Source organism: Klebsiella sp. RHBSTW-00215 (genome assembly GCF_014103785.1).
In the GTDB taxonomy this organism is placed as follows: domain Bacteria; phylum Pseudomonadota; class Gammaproteobacteria; order Enterobacterales; family Enterobacteriaceae; genus Klebsiella.
On sequence record NZ_JABXQS010000001.1, the window covers coordinates 3546738 to 3565264 of the forward strand.

Sequence of the window (18527 nt, forward strand, 5' to 3'; positions counted from 1 at the left end):
AGCGGAACGAGCCCAACCTGGATGTGGGCCCTCTACCCGTCATACTTCAAGCTGCTTATGTGTTGGCTGCGCTCGCTCACCCCGGTCACATAGTTATCTATGCTCCCGGGGACTCACTCCCTTGCCGCCTTTAAGCAACTTGAATTATTTAGGGTATATATTGCAGTTCGCGTAGTTTAGGATGAAGGGGTTAGCGTGCGTCCGGACGAACAAGATCAAAGCGCAAGCTTTCATCGATGCCGTAATAAGCACTGGGGCCTCCGGCGCGCAAAATCGGCTGGGCTTTAGCGGTCTGGTAAATCCCTTCCTCCAGCAGCGACTCGTCGATATGCACCGCCACCACTTCGCCCAGCACCAGCCAGCTTTCAACCGCCATGCCGTCGGCGGTGGTCAGCTGGATGCACTGCGAGAGGCGACATTCGAAGTTCACCGGGCTTTCGGCAACCCGTGGGGCGCTGACAATACGGCTGGCAGCGGGCGTGAGCCCGGCGCGTGAAAATTCATCCTCATTACGCGGTATACTGGCGGACGTTTCGTTCATCGCTACCGCCAGAGGACGAGTGGCCAGGTTCCAGACGAACTCTTTAGTTTCGACGATATTCTGCACGCTATCTTTCCAGCCGCTGCTGGCAAAACCGATAATTGGTGGCCGATAGTTAAAGCAGTTAAAAAAACTGTAGGGTGCGAGATTGCGCTGCCCGCTGCTATCCAGCGAGGCGATCCAGCCGATGGGCCGAGGCCCGATAATGGCATTAAGCGGGTCGTGCGGCAGACCGTGTCCGTGCGAAGGTTGATAGAAGTACATACGACACCCATGACGAAAGAGTAGATATCCAGACTCACTTATTTACCGCGCCGCCGTCAACGGGTATCTTACGCGGCTGTTCAAAGGAGATTGCCATGAAAGCCCAGAAACCGGGGTTACACCCGCGTAACCGCCACCACCAACGCTACGATTTGCCCGCATTGTGCCAGGCCCACCCTGAGCTTCAGGCCTTTATCACTCTCAATCCGGTGGGTGAGCAGACCATCGACTTTGCCAACCCGCTGGCGGTGAAGGCGCTGAATAAAGCGCTGCTGGCGCACTTTTACGCGGTGAAACACTGGGATATCCCTGAGGGCTTTCTCTGCCCGCCTGTGCCGGGAAGAGCTGATTACATTCATCACCTCGCCGATTTGCTGGCGCTGGACACCGGGACTATTCCCTCGCAGGCCAGCATTCTTGATATTGGCGTCGGCGCAAATTGCATCTATCCACTGATTGGCGTGCACGAATACGGTTGGCGTTTTACCGGCAGTGAAACGCATGCTGAGGCTTTCGCGAGCGCGCAGGCTATCGTCAACGGCAACCCTGGATTGACTCGCCAGATTCGCCTGCGTCGCCAAAAAGATACCAAAGCGATTTTGACCGGCATTATTCATAAAAACGAAACTTACGACGCGACCCTGTGCAACCCGCCGTTCCATGATTCCGCCGCCAGCGCGCGGGAAGGCGGCGAGCGCAAGCGTCGCAATCTGGGACTGGGCGAAGATAGCGTAACCAACTTTGGCGGCCAGCAGCAGGAGCTGTGGTGCGAGGGAGGCGAGGTAGCCTTTATCACTCAGATGATTCAGGAGAGCCAGCAGTTTGGCCGTCAGGTTAAGTGGTTTACCTCACTGGTTTCCCGCGGCGACAATTTGCCGCTGCTGTATCGCGCGCTGACCGACGTCGGCGCGGTAAAAGTGGTGAAAAAAGAGATGGCCCAGGGCAACAAGCAAAGCCGCTTTATCGCCTGGACCTTTATGGACGAAGCCAAACGCCGCCGTCCGTTTTAATCTGCTATAACGTCGGCTCCGCAGGAGTCGGCGGCCCGACAGGTACCGGTGTTGGTAGCACCTGATAAGTCTGCACCGGTGCGCGGACGCCAGCGAGGTCGAAATGTCTTTTCACCTGGGTATCGAGGGCAAAACGAACCGTCCACTGCTTCAACGGCAGGGTGGTGAAGGTGACCCGCAGGGTGAAGGCGGTATTGCTCAAGCCCACCAGTCCGGCGAAAGAGGGTTCGCCAATGATCAGCCCGCGAACCTCTTCCTGCGCCATCACTTCCGCTACCGCCTCTTTCAATGCCTGATTGGCCTTATCCAGACTCTCCTGTCGGTCAACATCATAGTTGGCGACCACTGAGCCGATGCCGCGCACGAAGTTGGCGAAGGTGGTTATCGAAGACCACGGAATAATATGATAGGCACCGGTATCCTGGCGCACGCCGACCGAGCGAATCGACATCCGTTCCACCGTGCCGGTTAACGGTCCAATAGTGACCAAATCGCCGGTATTCATGCCGTTTTCAAACTGGATAAAAATCCCGGTAATAATATCTTTGACCAGAGTTTGCGCACCGAACGAAATCGCGAGGCCCAACGCCCCGGCACCGGCCAGCAGCGGGGCGATGTTCACCCCCACTTCCGAAAGCAGGATCATCACCGTAATGGTGCTGATCACCACCGCCAGCGCGTTGCGAAACAGCGTCAGTAGCGTCCGGGCGCGGGTGCTCGGCAGCGGGCGACCGTGAATATCCGACGCCAGGCGGTTCTCTATCAGACTGGCGAGCAGCGTCCAGCCAATCGCCGAGAAGAACAGGATCAGCGCGATGCGAATCAGAACATCTACCGCTTTTTGCCCGCTACCGTTATGGATCCAGCTCCAAAAATCGAACAGCCCCCAGGCGCTGAGCAGCAGCATGATCGCCACGCAGACCGTTAATATCCGCGCGACTTTTAGCGAAGCGGATATCCAGCTGTTAAGCCGCTTTTGCAGCTCGGGATAATTGCGTTGGGTTTCTGGCGACAATGTGATGGTTTTGGCAATCCAGCGCGACAAGATGCCAGAAACCAGCGCAGCAGCGCCGATAATCGCCAGACTGCGTAACGTCGCGCCCATCATAAATTTCAGGCTATTGCCGGGGTCGAACAGCGAGAAGAAAAACAGCACGATAAAGTAGGCGCACGCCAGCCAGTGCCAGATCAGGGCAAAGGCGCGGATAAACAAACTGAAGAAGGCCAATGAACGATCGGCAAGCTGAATAAGCCCCTGAGTAATCAATGCCTTATTGTGAAAAATTAGGTACAGCGCCCACAGGGTAATACACAGCATAATCATGACGTTGGCCAGCGCGCCAACCTGGACGTTGACCTGATTGGAAATAATGGGAACCGCGACGATCAGGCCGTAGCCAATCAGGCTACTCAGGGCGCTCAGGCGCAAATTCCAGTATTTCGCTGCCTCATTGCTGAGATTGAACGGCCGTAGTTCAGGGATCCGTGGACAGAAAATAACCCGCAGAAGGGCTTTGAAAAACTCAATCAGCGCGAAAGCGTTGAGAAACAGGCTTTGCTGAAAAGCGATAGTGGAATTATTGCCGTTGAGGCGATCGCTTAAAAGCTGGCCGACGAATAGGGTTAGCGCGAGCAGGAGCAGGTCAAAGATAAAAGCCCCGGCAATGGTTGAGGGGAGCTGGAGCCAGTTGCTGCGATCGCGGTTTTTATGCCGTCCCCAGTGGCCCATTTTACGATACAGAGGCAAGGCCGCCAGGCGCACCAGCCACCAGAAGGCAAAAACCAGCCCTGCGAGTAGTAAAAAGTGCCAGGCGGCGTTACTGAACGTTTCTGAATTGAAGGGTTTATGCGGAGAACCGGTGATGTTACGCCAGAGCTGGGAGAAACGTGACGAGAGCTGCTCGCCGTATTCGCGGCTGATTTGGGTAACGTTTTCCAGCACCGTGGTCTCATCTTCGACTTCGGGCGGCGTCAGCTTTGGCGTGCTGGCGGGCGGAGGCGTGGCGGCGGCTTTACGCAACTGGTCGATAAGCTCCTGACGAGCATCGGTGTTTTCGAGCACGTCGGCCAGCGCGCCGTAGGCGGCTTTCTTCTGCTCAAGATCGGGCTCGCTGCTGCCGGGCTGGTCAGTCGTGGCAGCCGGCACGCCGGGCAGCGTTGCGGCGAATAGCGGGGTGGTAAACAGCATGGCGAGCAGTAACAGAATCCGCAGCACAGGCACCTCCATTGCATCTCAAACCAATAAGTATAGAAGACGAGATCTGGAGGGTGAGGTTGGGATGATTCTGGAAAGCGGCTCTTCCACGAATGGGGAGAGCCGTTGGGCATCAGGCTACGTGCTGCAAAAACTCGCGCAGGCGCGGGCTTGGCGGGTTCTTAACCAGTACCTGCGGATCGCCATCTTCTGCGATACGTCCTTTATCGATAAAGATCAGGCGCGAAGCCACTTTTTCGGCAAAGCCAATTTCGTGGGTGACGATGACCATGGTCATGCCTTCTTCGGCCAGATCCTGCATCACTTTTAGCACTTCGTGGCGCAGTTCGGGGTCCAGCGCAGATGTCGGCTCATCAAACAGCATCATTTTCGGCTTCACGGCCAGCGCGCGGGCAATCGCCACGCGCTGCTGCTGACCGCCGGAAAGCTCAGAAGGATAGTGGTGTGCACGCTCCGCCAGCCCCACTTTTTCCAGCAGCTCTTTCGCCAGCTTTTCCGCCGCCGCTTTACTGGCACCGCGAACGCGCAGCGGGCCAAACATGACGTTTTCCAGCGCCGTCAAATGCGGGAACAGATAAAACTGCTGGAACACCATGCCTGCTTCCTGACGAATCAGTCGCTCGTCGACTTTAGGATCGTTGACCTTCAGGCCATCGACGATCAGCTCGCCGCTGGTAATCTCTTCAAGTTTGTTGATACAGCGCAGCAGGGTTGATTTACCGGACCCGGACGGCCCGATAATGACCACCACTTCGCCCTGGCTGATCTTCAGATCGATATCATGCAGCACTTTAGTTGGGCCAAAATGCTTGGAAACGTTTTTAAATTCAATCACAGGATTTTCATCCTTCTTTCGAGACGACGCAGAACAAAGCTCAGCACCAGGGTGATGATCAGATAAATGACGGCAACGGCGCTCCAGATTTCCAGCGCGCGGAAGTTACCGGCAATGATTTCCTGGCCCTGGCGGGTCAGTTCGGCAACGCCGATGACGATAAACAGCGAAGTATCCTTGATGCTGATAATCCACTGGTTGCCCAGCGGCGGCAGCATGCGGCGTAGCGCCAGCGGCAGGATCACGTGGCGAATAGTTTCCCGACGTGAAAGGCCGAGCGCCAGGCCCGCTTCGCGAAAGCCTTTGTGAATGGACAACACCGCGCCGCGGGTGATTTCCGCAATATAGGCACCGGAGTTGATCATAATGGTGACTACCGCTGCAGAGAACGGATCAATACGTAAATCGCTAAACGCCATCGGCAGGGCGAAGTAGATAAACATCACCTGCACCACAATCGGGGTGCCGCGAATGATTTCGATAAAAACCAGCGCGGTGTGATTGGCTATCCAACCGCCGAAACAGCGGGCGAAACCAGCCACCAGGCCGATTATCAGGCCGCCGACCAGGCCGAGGACGGAAATCCACAGCGTCATTTTGGCGCCTTCCAGCAAAATTGGAATGGCGGGCCAGATGGCACTCCAGTCAAACTGCATAAATGTGTTCCTGTTACCGTGTCGAAAACAGAGGTAGACCCTCTGAGAAAACCATTCAGGCCTGCTTATCAGCAGGCCTGGAAGAGAAAACGCTCATTATTATTTTGGTTCAGTACCGAACCATTTTTTATAAATTTCGTTGTAAGTGCCGTTTTCACGCAGCGTTTTCAGCGCGCCGTTCACTTTTTCACGCAGTTCATCGCTGCCTTTCGGGAAGGCGATACCGTAGTCTTGCGCTTCCAGTGAATCACCGACCGCTTTGAACTTGCCGTTGCCCGCAGTTTTGATGAAGTAAAGAATGTTCGGCGTATCGTGCAGTACCGCATCAGCGCGACCGGTGCCCAGTTCCATATAGGCGTTGTCGATGTTCGGGAACTGACGCAGATCTTTGGTTTTGATATTGGCTTTCGCGTAGTCAACGGAGCCGGTACCGCCTTTCACGGCCACCACTTTACCGTTCAAATCTTTAACATCTTTGATGTCATTATTATTGGCGTTGACCATCACCAGCAGACCGCTTTTGTAATAGCCATCAGAGAAGTCGATTGCTTTTTTACGTTCTTCAGTGATGGTAATTCCCGCCAGCGCGAGGTCGATATTTTTGGTTTGCAGCGCCGGAATAATGCCGCTGAAGTCCATTGGCTTCAGGGTATAGTCCAGCTTCAGCTCTTTGGCGACGGCAGCCCACAAGTCGACGTCGAAACCAACGTACTTATCGCCCTGCTTGAATTCGAACGGAACAAATGCCGTATCGGTCGCGACAATCAGTTTATCAGCGGCGTGAGAAGAAACCGCAAAAGCCAGGGTCAGTGCAGCCAGTGAAACTTTAAATACAGACTTCATAGCATTTCCTTTTTTATCCACGGGATGATCCCCTGCGAGAACGAAACGAATAGTCTTATGAAAAAATCGTGCCAGTTTTACAACTTGTTGTTTTACAACAACCAGGATGAATCTCATTGCACGCTTTTGATAACGGATAACGCTAATTGCACCATTGTGGGGCGTTGTTTTGGTGCATCATAAGCACATCGCATAACAAGAGCATTTTTAACGCAAAACCAGAGGGGAAAACAATCTCGCCGTAACGATTGTGTGAGGTGATTATTACAATTGATTTACTTTGGTGCGTATTTTGAACACTTTAGTGCACTGATGTGGTGCATTAAGGCGATTGAGGTGGTGGAACAAAAAAAAGCCGCCAGCGGGGCTGACGGCAGTTGGCATTACTCGATATTGGCTTCGATGAACCACAGGAATTTATCCAGGTCACGGGAAGCAGCGGTAAAGATATCTGCAGTATCTTCATCTTTTGCTTCTTCGATGGCTTTACGCACGTCGTTAGCGACGATAGCGTAGCGATCGGCCAGCTCTTTCAGATGGTCCTGCACGCTATGGATATCCAGCGGGTAGCTTTTCAGCGGGCTTTTGCTATTGATGACCTGAGTGGTCCCCAGCGCCACGCCGCCAAGCTGTACGGCACGTTCAGCCATGGTATCAAGATGGTCGACTAGCGCGGTGCGAAAGCCGTCCAGCATTTCATGAACGGCAATGAAGTTTGCACCGCGCATATTCCAGTGAGCCTGCTTGGTAATCAACGACAGGTCAATGAACTGGATCACCTGGCGATTCAGCAGCTCAACGGTCGCCTTCTTCGCGCTATCTGCGACGTCGTTACGGGTATAGAGCAGATTCGTTGCTTTAGTTTTAACCAGTTTTGCGGTACTCATAGTTTCATATCCTCTTGATATTTGTACTCGTCATACTTCAAATTTGAACTATGCGAGCGTCTCGTCCCAATAACTTGCGGAATTAAGTATAGCAACGGATATGAAGTTTGCAGTGGCGGTAGTCTCTATCGGTCTGATAGCACAGGTCTGTTGGACGGTTTTTATATCGTATAAATCAATTAACTAAGGCTCTGCGTGATGGGTTGTCATCAAGCAGAGCCTGCGATCAGTTAATGTCGACTTCTTTTATTTTACTTTCCCGACGCATCGTCAAAGTGGAGCCCATTGAGGCGAGGATAATTGCCCCCAGCGCCAGCGTTTGCACGAGGGTTAGCATCTCGCCAAGAAACACCATCCCGGAAAGCGCGGCAAGGGCCGGTTCCATGCTCATCAGCGTGCCAAATGTTTTGCTGGGCATGCGGGTAAGGGCGATCATCTCCAGCGAGTAGGGCAGAGCGGTCGACAAAATAGCGATCCCGAGCCCTGGCAACAGTAGCGCCCACTGAAATAACGTATCGCTGGCCTGAATCATCCCTATCGGCACGAAAACCACTGCGGCGATAAGCGAACCCATCGCCACCGTTGCCGGGCCGTGCTCTTCCCCGGCACGCTGGCCGGTGAGAATGTAGACTGCCCAGCAGGCTCCTGCCCCAAGCGCCAACAGCGCGCCCATTGGATCTATCTGCGAAACGTCTTGCCCCAGCGGCAGCAGGAACCACAGTCCGAGCACCGCCAGAGCCACCCACACAAAGTCCAGCGGGCGGCGAGAGCCAAACAATGCCACGGCCAGCGGCCCGGTAAACTCCAGCGCGACCGCAACTCCCAGCGGGATATGTTGAATCGATAAATAAAACAGGTAGTTCATCGCGCCAAGCGACAGACCGTATAACAGCAGCGGTAAACGCTGCTCCGGGGCGAAACGCAAGCGCCAGGGCTTGAAGACCACCACCAGGATTAAGGTTCCCAGGGCCAGACGTAGGGCGGTGACGCCAGGTGCACCCACTAATGGGAACAACGATTTCGCGAGCGATGCGCCGCTCTGGATGGAAATCATGGCGATGATAATAACCAGTATCGGCAACCATGCCGGTACTTTGCGGGACGAGCCGGGCATCCTTTCTCCTGTCAAATTTTGTCAAACGCGGTAAAGGTTCCAGTGTAAAGGAATTACCCGGCGGCGGTTTAGCTAATGTTGAAATAATCCGCCCCGGGAGCAGTACAATGAGATGAGGTGAGAAGATAAATTCACCAGATGATTAGGAATAATCTGGATGCATATCGGGCGCTTTGTGAGCCTTAATATGTATGTATCCGCTAAAAAAGGTTGTTTTCCAGTTTGTTATAGAAGTGTGGAAACTTTTGGTTACATGAAAAAGTACGTTAGACAGTGTAAAGTGAAAAGAGTTTCCCAAAAGTTTTTGATATATTTAAGACTTAGGACTTATTAGAAACACATTTGAGGTGGTTATGAATAAAATTGCACGTTTTTCAGCACTGGCCGTTGTACTGGCTGCATCCGTAGGCACCACTGCTTTCGCTGCAACGTCTACCGTTACCGGTGGTTACGCTCAGAGCGACATGCAGGGCGAAGCGAACAAAGCAGGTGGTTTCAACCTGAAATACCGCTACGAGCAAGACAATAACCCGCTGGGCGTTATCGGTTCTTTCACCTATACCGCTAAAGATCGTACCGAAGATGGCGTTTACAAGAAAGGCCAGTACTACGGTATCACCGCTGGTCCGGCTTACCGTCTGAATGACTGGGCAAGCATCTACGGTGTAGTGGGTGTTGGTTACGGTAAATTCCAGGACAACAGCTACCCGAACAAATCTGATATGAGCGACTACGGTTTCTCTTACGGTGCTGGCCTGCAGTTCAACCCGATCGAAAACGTTGCTCTGGACTTCTCCTACGAGCAGTCACGCATTCGTAACGTTGACGTTGGCACCTGGATTGCTGGCGTAGGTTACCGCTTCTAATCACTTCGGTGATGTAAAAAATCCGCCTCGAGGGGCGGATTTTTTTTGCCTGCGATTTCAGGTCGCCAGACTTAATTGACGGTGAAAGCGTCGGTGCCCAAATGGGTGTAGTCCACTTTCTTCAGCTGGAAGTTGGTGATGTACGTCGCCCCGGCTTTCTGCTCGGAGATAAAACGATAGCGCGGAGTAATCTCCTGAGCGCTGATCCCGGTCCACTGCGAGAAGAAGCTGAGGAAATCATTGGCCGAGCGCCGCGCTTTAATGACCTTATGCGCTTTATCGTCGCTGGACAGCACCATAAACGGCACCTGGAAGTTCTGCTGATACTTATCATCGTGCGCCAGATACTGCACCTCTTTCCCACGCTCCTTGAACGCCAGACCATGATCGGAAAAATAGGTCATCGAGAAAGTGTCGCCGGAGTTTTGTAGCTGGCTATAAAGATTGCTCAGCAGCGTATCGGTTTGCGTCATGGTGTAGAGATAGCAGGAGGTCTCTTTCGACTGAACGAAAACGGTGTATTTTCCCTTGGTGCGATCGCAGGCCTGCGGGTGCGAGCCCATCAGATGCAGGACAATCAGCTGCGGCTGGGTACGACGGGTGGCAAGCACCTGTGCGGTAAGTTTTAAGAGCTGCTCATCCTGGGTATTTTTATTGGCTTCAAAATCGCCATTTTTGAGGAACTGCACTTCATCAGCGCGTTTGGCGATACTGGCAATTGCCGTGTCGTATTCGCCAATCTGTCCCTGATTCGAGAACCACCAGGTCTGAAAACCGGCGCGGTTGGCGAGGGTGACAAAGTTATCCTGAAACTGCGGCTTGTCATCGACGACGCGGTTGAGCGTTAAACCGAGCGACTTCTGCGTTGAACCGCTGGCGGCGATGTAGTCATTAAACAGATAACCTTTTACCGAACTGGCAAACGGCGTGTTATCCCAATGGCCGCCGAAGGCGCCGAGCGCATCGCGGCGTGCGCTTTCTCCGATGACCACCACGTACAGATGATATTTTGGCTTCACCGCCAGCACGTGCCAACTATCTTTTATGTTTGCCAGTTGGGCCATCCGCGCTTGTTCATCCAGCACTTCATTATTATTCACCACCACATCTTTCACGAAGCGCACGGCAGGATAGCCGGTGTCGATAACCTTAAAGACGCCGCCCCATGCGAGGTTTTGCACCGGTTGCAGGAAGAAAATGCCGATGCAGAATAGCAGGCCGAGGGTGTCGATTTTACCCCAGCGCGTTGACGCTTGCGGTTTGCGGCGCACGGCAATCACGCCGAGCGCAAAGATGAACACGCCTAATAGATAGCTGTACCACGGAAAGATGGTCAGGATCTCGGTGGACTCTTCAATATTGGTGGCATGCAGCGCCAGCAGCGTATTGAAATTTGGCGCGCCGTAGGCCTGGCCAAAAGGATAGTACATGGCTGCTAACAGCGAATAAGCGCCAATCACCACTTTTTGCGCACGCGGAAAGCTCCGCCATAGCAGATGCAGTACGCAGGTAAAAGCAACGGTATAGAGCAGGCTAAAATCGTAGCCAAGCGCCAGGTTAATAAACAGCGATTGTAAAAAGTAGAATCCTGTCCATGGGTTCAGTACCACTCCGCGGGCGACCAGCGTTTCTTTCAGCGTGACATTCATAATAAACAATCAAAAAAGAGCCATGTGCGTCCCCTGGCATCAAGGGGTAAAACCTGCTGGACAGTGCCTGAAGAGGGTCTCTGCGAGCCGCAGTAGTGGCAGGGCTGACAAAAGATAGGGCTTGCAAATGTTAAGGTCAACTATCCATAACAGATTGTTTTGGGAGGATGCTTACAAAACTTGAAAAAAGTCGCAGAAATACGGAGGAACCAGACAGTTTGGCGGGGAATTGTGGCAGAAAAATGAAGCGGCGTACCGCGACGCCGCATTAGTTTTTCGGTTTATCCTGCTGAGGTTTGCCGTTGATCAGATCGCACAGCATACCGACAAGCATTAACCGAACTTTAAAAGGGGAATGAGTAAACACGTTTAAGCACCTCTTGAATTCGTTCATGGTGACCTCCTGTAATTTCGTCCTTCGCTCCTTGAAGGATGTGTGTATTACATACAGATATAGCACAGGCTATATTGTATAGCTATGGCTAAAACGTTAAATTTTTGTTCTCTGTGCACGATCCATTACAATGGGGGTCCTTTTAGATGATGCTTGATGCGTCACAGGAATGAGGAAGCACAATGAACCGTCGCGCAGTTAAGCCAATAACTAAAAAAGTGACGCAGCTAGTGAATGTCGAAGAACACGTTGAAGGGTTTCGTCAGGTGCGCGAGGCGCATCGTCGGGAGTTAATTGATGACTACGTCGAGCTTATCTCCGATCTGATCCTCGAAGTGGGTGAGGCTCGTCAGGTAGATATGGCCGCACGTCTTGGCGTTTCGCAGCCAACGGTTGCGAAGATGTTAAAACGTCTGGCGAGCGTTGGGCTGATCGAACAGATCCCGTGGCGAGGGATCTTTTTAACTCCTGAAGGCGAGAAGTTGGCGCACGAGAGTCGTGAACGTCACCAGATCGTCGAAAACTTTTTACTGGTGATTGGGGTCAGCCCGGAGATAGCCCGTCGCGATGCCGAAGGGATGGAGCACCATGTTAGCGAAGAGACGCTGGCGATGTTTAAACAGTTTACCCTTAAGCAGGGGTCGCAAGGGGAATGAATCTCGTCTTTGTTCAGTCGTTGGCCCGCGACCGCTTTTTACATCTGCTGCTGATTGTTGGCGTTGTTTTAAGCTTTTTTGTCCCGTTTGCACCCAGAAGCTGGCTTCACGCCATTGACTGGCACACGATTATTACTCTTAGCGGGCTGATGCTACTGACCAAAGGCATCGAACTTAGCGGCTACTTTGATGTGCTCGGCCGCAAAATGGCGCGCCGTTTTGTGACCGAGCGCCAGTTAGCCATTTTTATGGTGCTGGCCGCCGCGCTACTTTCCACTTTCTTAACCAATGATGTCGCGCTGTTTATCGTCGTGCCGCTTACGCTGACGTTAAAAAAATGGTGCGCTATTCCAACCAGCCGATTAATTATTTTTGAAGCGCTGGCGGTCAACGCCGGGTCTTTATTGACACCTATCGGCAATCCGCAAAACATCCTGCTGTGGGGGCGTTCCGGCCTCTCTTTCCCGGCTTTCATCGGTCAAATGCTGCCCCTGGCGGCGGCGATGATGATCACTCTGCTGGCGCTGTGCTGGTTCTGTTTTCCTGCGAAGCCCCTTAACTATCAGAGTAGCGACAGATCGCCTTCATGGCGGCCGAAGCTGGTCTGGGGCTGCCTGGCGTTCTATCTGGTCTTTTTGACCGCCTTAGAGCTGAAGCAAGAGCTGTGGGGGCTGGTGCTGATTGCGCTGGGTTTTCTGCTGCTGGCGCGGGCGGTGATTATTAACGTCGACTGGTCGCTGCTGCTGGTCTTTATGGCGATGTTCATTGACGTTCACCTGCTGACCCAGCTCCCGGTTCTACAGCATGCGCTCAACGGCGTCGGACAGCTTTCTGCCGGAGGGTTATGGCTGACGACGATTGGCTTGTCGCAGTTTATCAGCAACGTTCCGGCGACTATTTTACTGCTTAACTACGTTCCGCCTTCGGTGCTGCTGGCCTGGGCGGTCAACGTGGGCGGTTTTGGCCTGCTGCCGGGCTCTCTGGCGAACCTGATTGCGCTGCGCATGGCGGGCGATCGCCGTATCTGGTGGCGCTTCCATCTCTATTCTCTACCCATGCTGCTGTGGGCGGCGCTGGTGGGCTACGGGTTACTGCAACGCTGATTTTCAGAGAATTGGGCAAGAAACAAACAGGAACGCCACATTCGCACTCTTCGACTCCGGGGTATAACTATTCCCGGCAGTTAATCATCCTGATTAAGGAGAGTTCTATGCGATATCAAAAACTGGGCCATACCGGCCTGTTTGTTTCTGAGCTGTGCCTGGGCACCATGACCTTCGGTGGAGAAGGCGGCCTGTGGGGGAAAGTGGGTCAATTGCGTCAGGCGGAAGCGGAACAGCTGGTGGGCAGCGCGCTGGATGCGGGGATTAACTTTATCGACACCGCTGACGTCTATTCTGAAGGGCGTTCGGAAGAGATCACCGGCCAGGCGCTGAAGAATCTGAAAGTGCCGCGGGAAAACGTGGTGGTGGCCACCAAAGTATTTGGTGAAACCGGCACCGCGGGCGTCAATTCACGCGGCAGCTCGCGCTATCACATTATTGGCAGCGTAAAAGAGAGCCTGCGACGCCTTCAGCTCGATCATATCGATCTCTATCAACTGCACGGTTTCGATCCGGCAACGCCTATCGAAGAGACGCTGTATGCGCTGGATAATTTGGTGCAGCAGGGTCACGTCCGCTATATCGGCGTGTCGAACTGGGCCGCATGGCAAATCGCTAAAGCGCTGGGGATTTCCGAGCGGCTTGGGCTGGCGCGCTTTGCCTCGTTGCAGGCTTACTACACCATCGCCGGGCGCGATCTTGAGCGTGAACTGGTGCCGATGATGCAAAGCGAAGGGCTGGGATTGATGGTCTGGAGCCCGCTGGCTGGCGGCCTGCTCAGCGGGAAATATGATCGCGATGGACAGTCCGCAAGCGGCGGTCGCCGTCAGGAATTTGATTTCCCACCGGTGAACAAGACGCGAGCTTTTGACTGCATTGATGTGATGCGTGGAATCGCCGAGGCTAAAGGCGTTTCAGTGGCACAAATCGCGCTGGCCTGGCTGCTGCATCAACCGGCGGTGAGCAGCGTGATCATCGGCGCGAAGCGTGCGGATCAGTTGGCAGACAACCTCGCAGCAACCGCGATTCACCTCAGTGACGTCGAACTGGAACAGCTGGATGCGGTCAGCGCGCTGCCGCGGGAGTATCCGGGCTGGATGCTGGAGCGCCAGGGTGAATACCGTCGGGGTCAGCTCGCGCAGCAGTAACGTTCCATTTCTTCAGCTTTCTATAAGCCAGATCGTGCAGACCACGATCTGGCTTTTTTATACGCAGCACTCACAAAAACGATCCGCAAATTTGCTTGATAACGTAAATTCGTTTATATGACTAGTCATAAAATCAATATGACTAGTCATAAGGTGCGAATCATGAATAAAACACTACCGGCAGGTTTTCTATGGGGTAACTCGGTCTCCAGTATGCAAACCGAAGGGGCGTGGAATGAAGGCGGTAAGGGGATGTCGGTCTACGATATCCGCCAGCCCGCGGAATTTGCTTCCGACTGGAAGGTCGCCACCGACTCTTACCACCGCTACCGGGAAGATTTTGACCTCATGAAAGATTTGGGGATGAACTGCTACCGCTTCCAGATTGCCTGGAGCCGCGTCTGCCCGCAAGGCGATGGCGAATTCAACGAAGAGGGTATCGACTTCTATCACCAGTTTATTGATGAGCTGATCGCCCGCGGCATCGAGCCGATGATCTGTCTCTATCACTTCGATATGCCGCTGTCGCTGGCGGAGCGCTACAACGGTTTCACCGACCCCCGCGTAATGGAGGCCTTTATCCGCTACGGGCAGAAGATGATCGACTGCTTTGGCGATAAGGTGAAGTGGTGGCTGACCTTTAATGAACAGAATCTCTACCATATGCCGGACGCGTTTCTGATTTCAGGCTATATGCGCGGAGAGAAAACCCTGCGCGAGCTCTATCAGATTCAGCACCATGTGATGATGGCCCACGTCCATCTGACGCAGTATCTGCACCAGAGCAAACCGCAGTGCCTGATGGGCGGTATGCTGGCCCACGCGCTGGTTTATCCGGCAACCTGCAAACCGCGTGATATGCTCTGCGCCCAGCAGCTTGATGAGTTCCTAAACCAGAACCTGCTGCGCGCATACGCCGGGGAGGGCTACAGCCCGGAAGTGATGCATGTCGTGGCCCGCGAAGGCTTCGACGATATTTATCGCGAAGAGGATCTGGCGCTGATGGCGACGGTAAAAATCGACTATCTGGCCTTTAGCTACTATGCCAGTAAAGCCCTCGACAGCGATGCGATTCCGCCGGGCACCCCGGTGAACAACTACATGCAGTATGGTGATAAAAAGAATGAATATCTGCAGGCCACCGAGTGGAACTGGCAGATTGACCCTGTGGGCTTTCGCATGATCATTACCCGCTACTACAACGACTGGCGGCTGCCTGTATTCCCGATTGAAAATGGTATTGGGGTGATTGAATCCTGGGATGGCGAAAACGAAGTGGCTGACGATTATCGCATTGCCTATCATCGCGATCATATCAACGCTATGAAAGAAGCGATGTTTGAGGATGGCGCGCAGGTGATTGGCTACCTGGGCTGGGGATTGATCGACATTCTCAGCTCACAGGGCGATATGCGTAAACGCTACGGGGTTGTTTACGTGAATCGTGAAAACCACGATCTGAAAGACCTCAAACGCGTACCGAAGAAAAGCTATGCCTGGTTGAAGCGGGCTATTCACAGCAACGGCGAAGAGATGTAACGGCGCGTCAGGCGGGCAGATAGTGTATTCTGCCCGCCAGCCACCATCAGCAAAGCAAAAGGATCGGGCAATGACGGCCAAATATCTGAATATCGCGCGGGAAATTAAAAAGCGCATCATCAGCCAGCAGTATCCGGCCAGCGCGCCATTACCCGACCAGTTCGCGTTAGCGGCGGAATTCAGCACCAGCAGGATGACCATCCAGCAGGCGATGCGTCAGCTTATCGTCGAAGGACTTATCTACACCCGTAAGGGGCAGGGCACCTTTGTGCGCAAGAATTTTCTCCAGCTTTCGCAATGGGAGCTGCCAGGCAGCGACTATTTTGGCGCGACGAAAACCTGGGAACATTTAGGGGAAGTGACCAGCCGGGTGATTCGCTTTGAGCTGCGTTTTCCCAGCGAGAAAGAGCAAACGTCGCTGCTGATCGACGCCGACGCCCCGGTCTATGATTTCGTTCGTCTGCGCCTGCTCAACGACGAACCCGTATCGCTGGATTTGACCGTGATGCCCGTTGCGCTGGTGCCCGGCCTGAATAAAAGCCATCTGGAAAGCTCGGTGTTTCGCTACGTGCAGGAGACGCTGGGGCTAAAAATGATGGGGTCGTATCGCGTAGTGCGGGCGATAAAACCGCAAGATCTGGATAAGGAGCATCTCAACTGCGAGGTGAGCGATCCGGTCTTAGAGGTTGAGCAGGTTATCTATCTGGAGGATGGGACTCCGCTGGAGTATGCCCATTGCCACTACCGCTACGATCATGGCGGCATTATTCTGGTCAATAACGGATAAAAAAATGGCGGGCACCAGGCCCGCCGTTCTGTTTTTTCTTATCAGCTTAGTTCAGGCGCACCGGCATACCGGAACGGTTCTGAATGGCCTGATCAACCACGCTCTGATCAACATCCGTCTGTCCAGTAATAGCCTGCACTGACTTGGTCAGGTTAATCGGCACGATTTCACCGTCCTGGAACTGTGCTTCTGTGGTGGACAGCGGGTTGTGAACTTCAATGAAGCGGCTGCCGTCAGGCTCGGTGGTGGCTTTTACCGGCTCATCGATAAACTCAACGCGGGTGCCGACTGGCACGTTGTCAAACAGGAATTTGATATCTTCGTTACGCAGACGCACGCAGCCGTGGCTCACGCGCAGACCGATACCGAAGTTGGCGTTAGTACCGTGGATGGCGTACAGACGGCCGATATACAGCGCGTACAGGCCCATCGGGTTATCCGGACCTGCCGGGACAACGGCTGGCAGCGGTTCACCTGCGGCAATATACTCAGCGTGCATTTTGGCGGTTGGGGTCCAGGTCGGGCCCGCTTTTTTACGCTCAACTTTAGTCACCCAGTTGATCGGCGTATCTTTACCCAACTGACCGATACCGATAGGCAGCACGATCACAGTGTTGGTGCCTTTCGGATAGTAGTACAGGCGCATTTCCGCGCTGTTGATAACGATACCTTCATGCACGGTGTCCGGCAAAATCAGCTGCTGCGGGATATTCAGTACGGTACCGCCCTTTGGCAGGAAGGTGTCCACGCCAGGGTTGGCTTCCAACATGTTGGATAAGCCCATCTGATATTCGGCGGCAAAGTATTCCAGCGGCTGCTTGTTGCCTTCCGGGATGGTGATGACCTGGTTTTGGCCAATCAGACGGCTGCCATCGGTAGGCAGTGGATAGGTTACAGCAGAAGCTGTGTTGCAAAAGCCCACGATGGCGAAGGCTGCCGCGAAGAGAGTCGATAATTTCATATTCTTTATGTCGTTGGCGAAAACAATGCCACACAGGCCTTTGTCAGATTAAACAGGGAGTCGATGGGAGCGCATTATATGTGCATTCCGGCAAACAGGTAAATGAGATGTGTACGAAATCACATTTTTTTCCCCGTGCTGTTTTGAGTGTAGCCTGCGGGCGTTGGTTGTTGTCGCAATTTGTGGCATCCAGGCCGGAGGGGACTACCCCTCCAGAAGTCTTGATTGAAGCGCTTCTCGCGCCTGCGGCGTGAGCTGATACTCCTTTTCCAGCCAGCTATCAACGCTGGCATATCGCTCATTAATTGCGCCGAGCGCGGCGGCGAGATATGACTCCTGCACCGTCATCATTTCGGCCAGATTTTGCCGCCCGCGAGTGGTCAGCTCATCGCCGAGCGATTCAAGCATAAAATCTTCGACCTGGGTCAGCATGCCGTGGGTGAGCAGGTACTCTTCCATCACCGTATGGGTATCACAGCCGAGGGCCAGCAGCGTCAGGGCGCAGCCGACGCCGGTACGGTCTTTACCCACCGCGCAGTGCTGCAGCAGCGCGCCATCGAAAGGCTCCATCAGCCATCCGGTGAGCTGGCGATAGGCGGCATTATTAAACGGCAGCTGGCGATAAAGTTCGATCATAAACTGCTCGCCGTTCAGGGCATTCAGCGTCGAGGCATTCAGCTCTGTCACTTTCGCATTGACATCGCGAACGTGCGGGTTGGCGGGAGCGTTGAGATAGTGCGCCAGTTCGTTCAGCTTATCGGGGCTACGATTCACTTCAGCCGGGTCGCGATAGTCAATTACCCGGCTAAGAGGGATAGTATCCAGGTGACTTAAGTCATCGTGGGTCATCATATGCAACGAGCCCGAGCGCAGCAGTTTACCTGAACGCACGCGGCGACCGTCGGCGGTGCGCTGACCGCCCAGGTCACGAAAGTTGATACCGCCCTGTAGCGATAAGAAAGCCGGATGGCGGGAGAGAGTGGTCATAGGTTCCTTCCGAATTTATGGAGAAAAATTACGCATCAAGCAGTGTAACCGCGCAATATGACAATGACCCTA

18 protein-coding genes are annotated in these 18527 nt (G+C 53.7%); 7 read left to right on the forward strand and 11 right to left on the reverse strand.

All coding sequences use genetic code 11. The annotated features are described in order from the left end of the window. Positions 1-190: 190 nt before the first annotated feature. Positions 191-805, reverse strand: a complete 615-nt coding sequence (locus HV127_RS16795) for a flavin reductase family protein (RefSeq protein WP_182237384.1) — start codon at positions 803-805, stop codon at positions 191-193. A 95-nt stretch (positions 806-900) separates the two neighbouring features. Here HV127_RS16795 and rlmF point away from each other — a divergent pair, with 95 nt between their 5' ends. Next, positions 901-1815 (forward strand): 23S rRNA (adenine(1618)-N(6))-methyltransferase RlmF, encoded by a 915-nt coding sequence (gene rlmF / locus HV127_RS16800; protein ID WP_182237386.1) that lies wholly within the window; start codon positions 901-903, stop codon positions 1813-1815. Positions 1816-1819: 4 nt separating this feature from the next. On the opposite strand, the gene ybiO is transcribed toward rlmF, so the two are convergent. The 6 genes from ybiO to rhtA form a co-directional block, all read right to left on the reverse strand. After that, on the reverse strand, positions 1820-4030 hold the full coding sequence (gene ybiO / locus HV127_RS16805; RefSeq protein ID WP_182237388.1) for a mechanosensitive channel protein: 2211 nt from the start codon (positions 4028-4030) through the stop codon (positions 1820-1822). Between the two features lie 112 nt (positions 4031-4142). Beyond that, positions 4143-4865 carry a glutamine ABC transporter ATP-binding protein GlnQ gene (glnQ, locus tag HV127_RS16810; protein WP_110275369.1) on the reverse strand — a complete coding sequence of 241 codons (723 nt, stop codon included), beginning with the start codon at positions 4863-4865 and terminating at the stop codon, positions 4143-4145. Next, positions 4862-5521 (reverse strand): glutamine ABC transporter permease GlnP, encoded by a 660-nt coding sequence (gene glnP / locus HV127_RS16815; RefSeq protein ID WP_182237390.1) that lies wholly within the window; start codon positions 5519-5521, stop codon positions 4862-4864. The genes glnQ and glnP overlap by 4 nt, the downstream gene beginning before the upstream one ends. Positions 5522-5620: 99 nt before the next feature. Continuing rightward, the gene (gene glnH / locus HV127_RS16820) at positions 5621-6364 is read right to left on the reverse strand and encodes a glutamine ABC transporter substrate-binding protein GlnH (protein ID WP_110275365.1); all 744 of its coding nucleotides are present in this window, start codon (positions 6362-6364) and stop codon (positions 5621-5623) included. Between the two features lie 383 nt (positions 6365-6747). After that, positions 6748-7251, reverse strand: a complete 504-nt coding sequence (gene dps / locus HV127_RS16825; protein ID WP_110275363.1) for a DNA starvation/stationary phase protection protein Dps — start codon at positions 7249-7251, stop codon at positions 6748-6750. 226 nt (positions 7252-7477) lie between these two features. Further along, positions 7478-8365 (reverse strand): threonine/homoserine exporter RhtA, encoded by an 888-nt coding sequence (gene rhtA, locus HV127_RS16830; protein ID WP_142513193.1) that lies wholly within the window; start codon positions 8363-8365, stop codon positions 7478-7480. Positions 8366-8718: 353 nt separating this feature from the next. On the opposite strand from rhtA, the gene ompX reads away from it, so the two are divergent. Then, complete coding sequence (gene ompX / locus HV127_RS16835; RefSeq protein ID WP_110275359.1) at positions 8719-9231, forward strand: outer membrane protein OmpX; 513 nt, start codon at positions 8719-8721, stop codon at positions 9229-9231. Positions 9232-9302: 71 nt separating this feature from the next. Here the strand turns inward: ompX and HV127_RS16840 are convergent, their stop codons facing one another. Continuing rightward, complete coding sequence (locus HV127_RS16840; protein WP_182237392.1) at positions 9303-10880, reverse strand: phosphoethanolamine transferase; 1578 nt, start codon at positions 10878-10880, stop codon at positions 9303-9305. Between the two features lie 268 nt (positions 10881-11148). Further along, on the reverse strand, positions 11149-11274 hold the full coding sequence (gene mntS / locus HV127_RS16845) for a manganase accumulation protein MntS (protein WP_110275355.1): 126 nt from the start codon (positions 11272-11274) through the stop codon (positions 11149-11151). Positions 11275-11456: 182 nt separating this feature from the next. On the opposite strand from mntS, the gene mntR reads away from it, so the two are divergent. From mntR to HV127_RS16870, 5 genes are all read left to right on the forward strand, one after another. After that, on the forward strand, positions 11457-11930 hold the full coding sequence (gene mntR, locus HV127_RS16850; protein ID WP_182237394.1) for a manganese-binding transcriptional regulator MntR: 474 nt from the start codon (positions 11457-11459) through the stop codon (positions 11928-11930). Continuing rightward, positions 11927-13033, forward strand: a complete 1107-nt coding sequence (locus HV127_RS16855) for an anion transporter (protein WP_182237396.1) — start codon at positions 11927-11929, stop codon at positions 13031-13033. The genes mntR and HV127_RS16855 overlap by 4 nt, the downstream gene beginning before the upstream one ends. 107 nt (positions 13034-13140) lie before the next feature. Further along, entirely contained in the window at positions 13141-14181 is a 1041-nt protein-coding gene (locus tag HV127_RS16860) for an aldo/keto reductase (protein ID WP_182237398.1), read from the forward strand. A 162-nt stretch (positions 14182-14343) separates the two neighbouring features. Continuing rightward, positions 14344-15720 (forward strand): glycoside hydrolase family 1 protein, encoded by a 1377-nt coding sequence (locus HV127_RS16865; protein ID WP_182237400.1) that lies wholly within the window; start codon positions 14344-14346, stop codon positions 15718-15720. Positions 15721-15790: 70 nt separating this feature from the next. Further along, the gene (locus tag HV127_RS16870) at positions 15791-16507 is read left to right on the forward strand and encodes a GntR family transcriptional regulator (protein ID WP_112214709.1); all 717 of its coding nucleotides are present in this window, start codon (positions 15791-15793) and stop codon (positions 16505-16507) included. 46 nt (positions 16508-16553) lie between these two features. On the opposite strand, the gene ldtB is transcribed toward HV127_RS16870, so the two are convergent. After that, entirely contained in the window at positions 16554-17468 is a 915-nt protein-coding gene (ldtB, locus tag HV127_RS16875) for a L,D-transpeptidase (protein WP_110275345.1), read from the reverse strand. A gap of 204 nt (positions 17469-17672) precedes the next feature. Then, positions 17673-18455, reverse strand: coding sequence for a tyrosine-protein phosphatase (locus HV127_RS16880; RefSeq protein ID WP_182237402.1), 783 nt, complete (start codon positions 18453-18455; stop codon positions 17673-17675). Positions 18456-18527 lie beyond the last annotated feature (72 nt).

What these genes read in the sequence shown, in the direction of transcription:
- HV127_RS16795 (WP_182237384.1), bottom strand. Translation starts at nt 805, where the DNA reads ATGTACTTCTATCAACCTTCGCACGGACACGGTCTGCCGCACGACCCG.
- glnH (WP_110275365.1), bottom strand. Translation starts at nt 6,364, where the DNA reads ATGAAGTCTGTATTTAAAGTTTCACTGGCTGCACTGACCCTGGCTTTT.
- HV127_RS16880 (WP_182237402.1), bottom strand. Translation starts at nt 18,455, where the DNA reads ATGACCACTCTCTCCCGCCATCCGGCTTTCTTATCGCTACAGGGCGGT.
- dps (WP_110275363.1), bottom strand. Translation starts at nt 7,251, where the DNA reads ATGAGTACCGCAAAACTGGTTAAAACTAAAGCAACGAATCTGCTCTAT.
- mntS (WP_110275355.1), bottom strand. Translation starts at nt 11,274, where the DNA reads ATGAACGAATTCAAGAGGTGCTTAAACGTGTTTACTCATTCCCCTTTT.
- HV127_RS16855 (WP_182237396.1), top strand. Translation starts at nt 11,927, where the DNA reads ATGAATCTCGTCTTTGTTCAGTCGTTGGCCCGCGACCGCTTTTTACAT.
- rhtA (WP_142513193.1), bottom strand. Translation starts at nt 8,365, where the DNA reads ATGCCCGGCTCGTCCCGCAAAGTACCGGCATGGTTGCCGATACTGGTT.
- HV127_RS16860 (WP_182237398.1), top strand. Translation starts at nt 13,141, where the DNA reads ATGCGATATCAAAAACTGGGCCATACCGGCCTGTTTGTTTCTGAGCTG.
- HV127_RS16840 (WP_182237392.1), bottom strand. Translation starts at nt 10,880, where the DNA reads ATGAATGTCACGCTGAAAGAAACGCTGGTCGCCCGCGGAGTGGTACTG.
- ldtB (WP_110275345.1), bottom strand. Translation starts at nt 17,468, where the DNA reads ATGAAATTATCGACTCTCTTCGCGGCAGCCTTCGCCATCGTGGGCTTT.
- ompX (WP_110275359.1), top strand. Translation starts at nt 8,719, where the DNA reads ATGAATAAAATTGCACGTTTTTCAGCACTGGCCGTTGTACTGGCTGCA.
- rlmF (WP_182237386.1), top strand. Translation starts at nt 901, where the DNA reads ATGAAAGCCCAGAAACCGGGGTTACACCCGCGTAACCGCCACCACCAA.
- HV127_RS16865 (WP_182237400.1), top strand. Translation starts at nt 14,344, where the DNA reads ATGAATAAAACACTACCGGCAGGTTTTCTATGGGGTAACTCGGTCTCC.
- HV127_RS16870 (WP_112214709.1), top strand. Translation starts at nt 15,791, where the DNA reads ATGACGGCCAAATATCTGAATATCGCGCGGGAAATTAAAAAGCGCATC.
- glnP (WP_182237390.1), bottom strand. Translation starts at nt 5,521, where the DNA reads ATGCAGTTTGACTGGAGTGCCATCTGGCCCGCCATTCCAATTTTGCTG.
- mntR (WP_182237394.1), top strand. Translation starts at nt 11,457, where the DNA reads ATGAACCGTCGCGCAGTTAAGCCAATAACTAAAAAAGTGACGCAGCTA.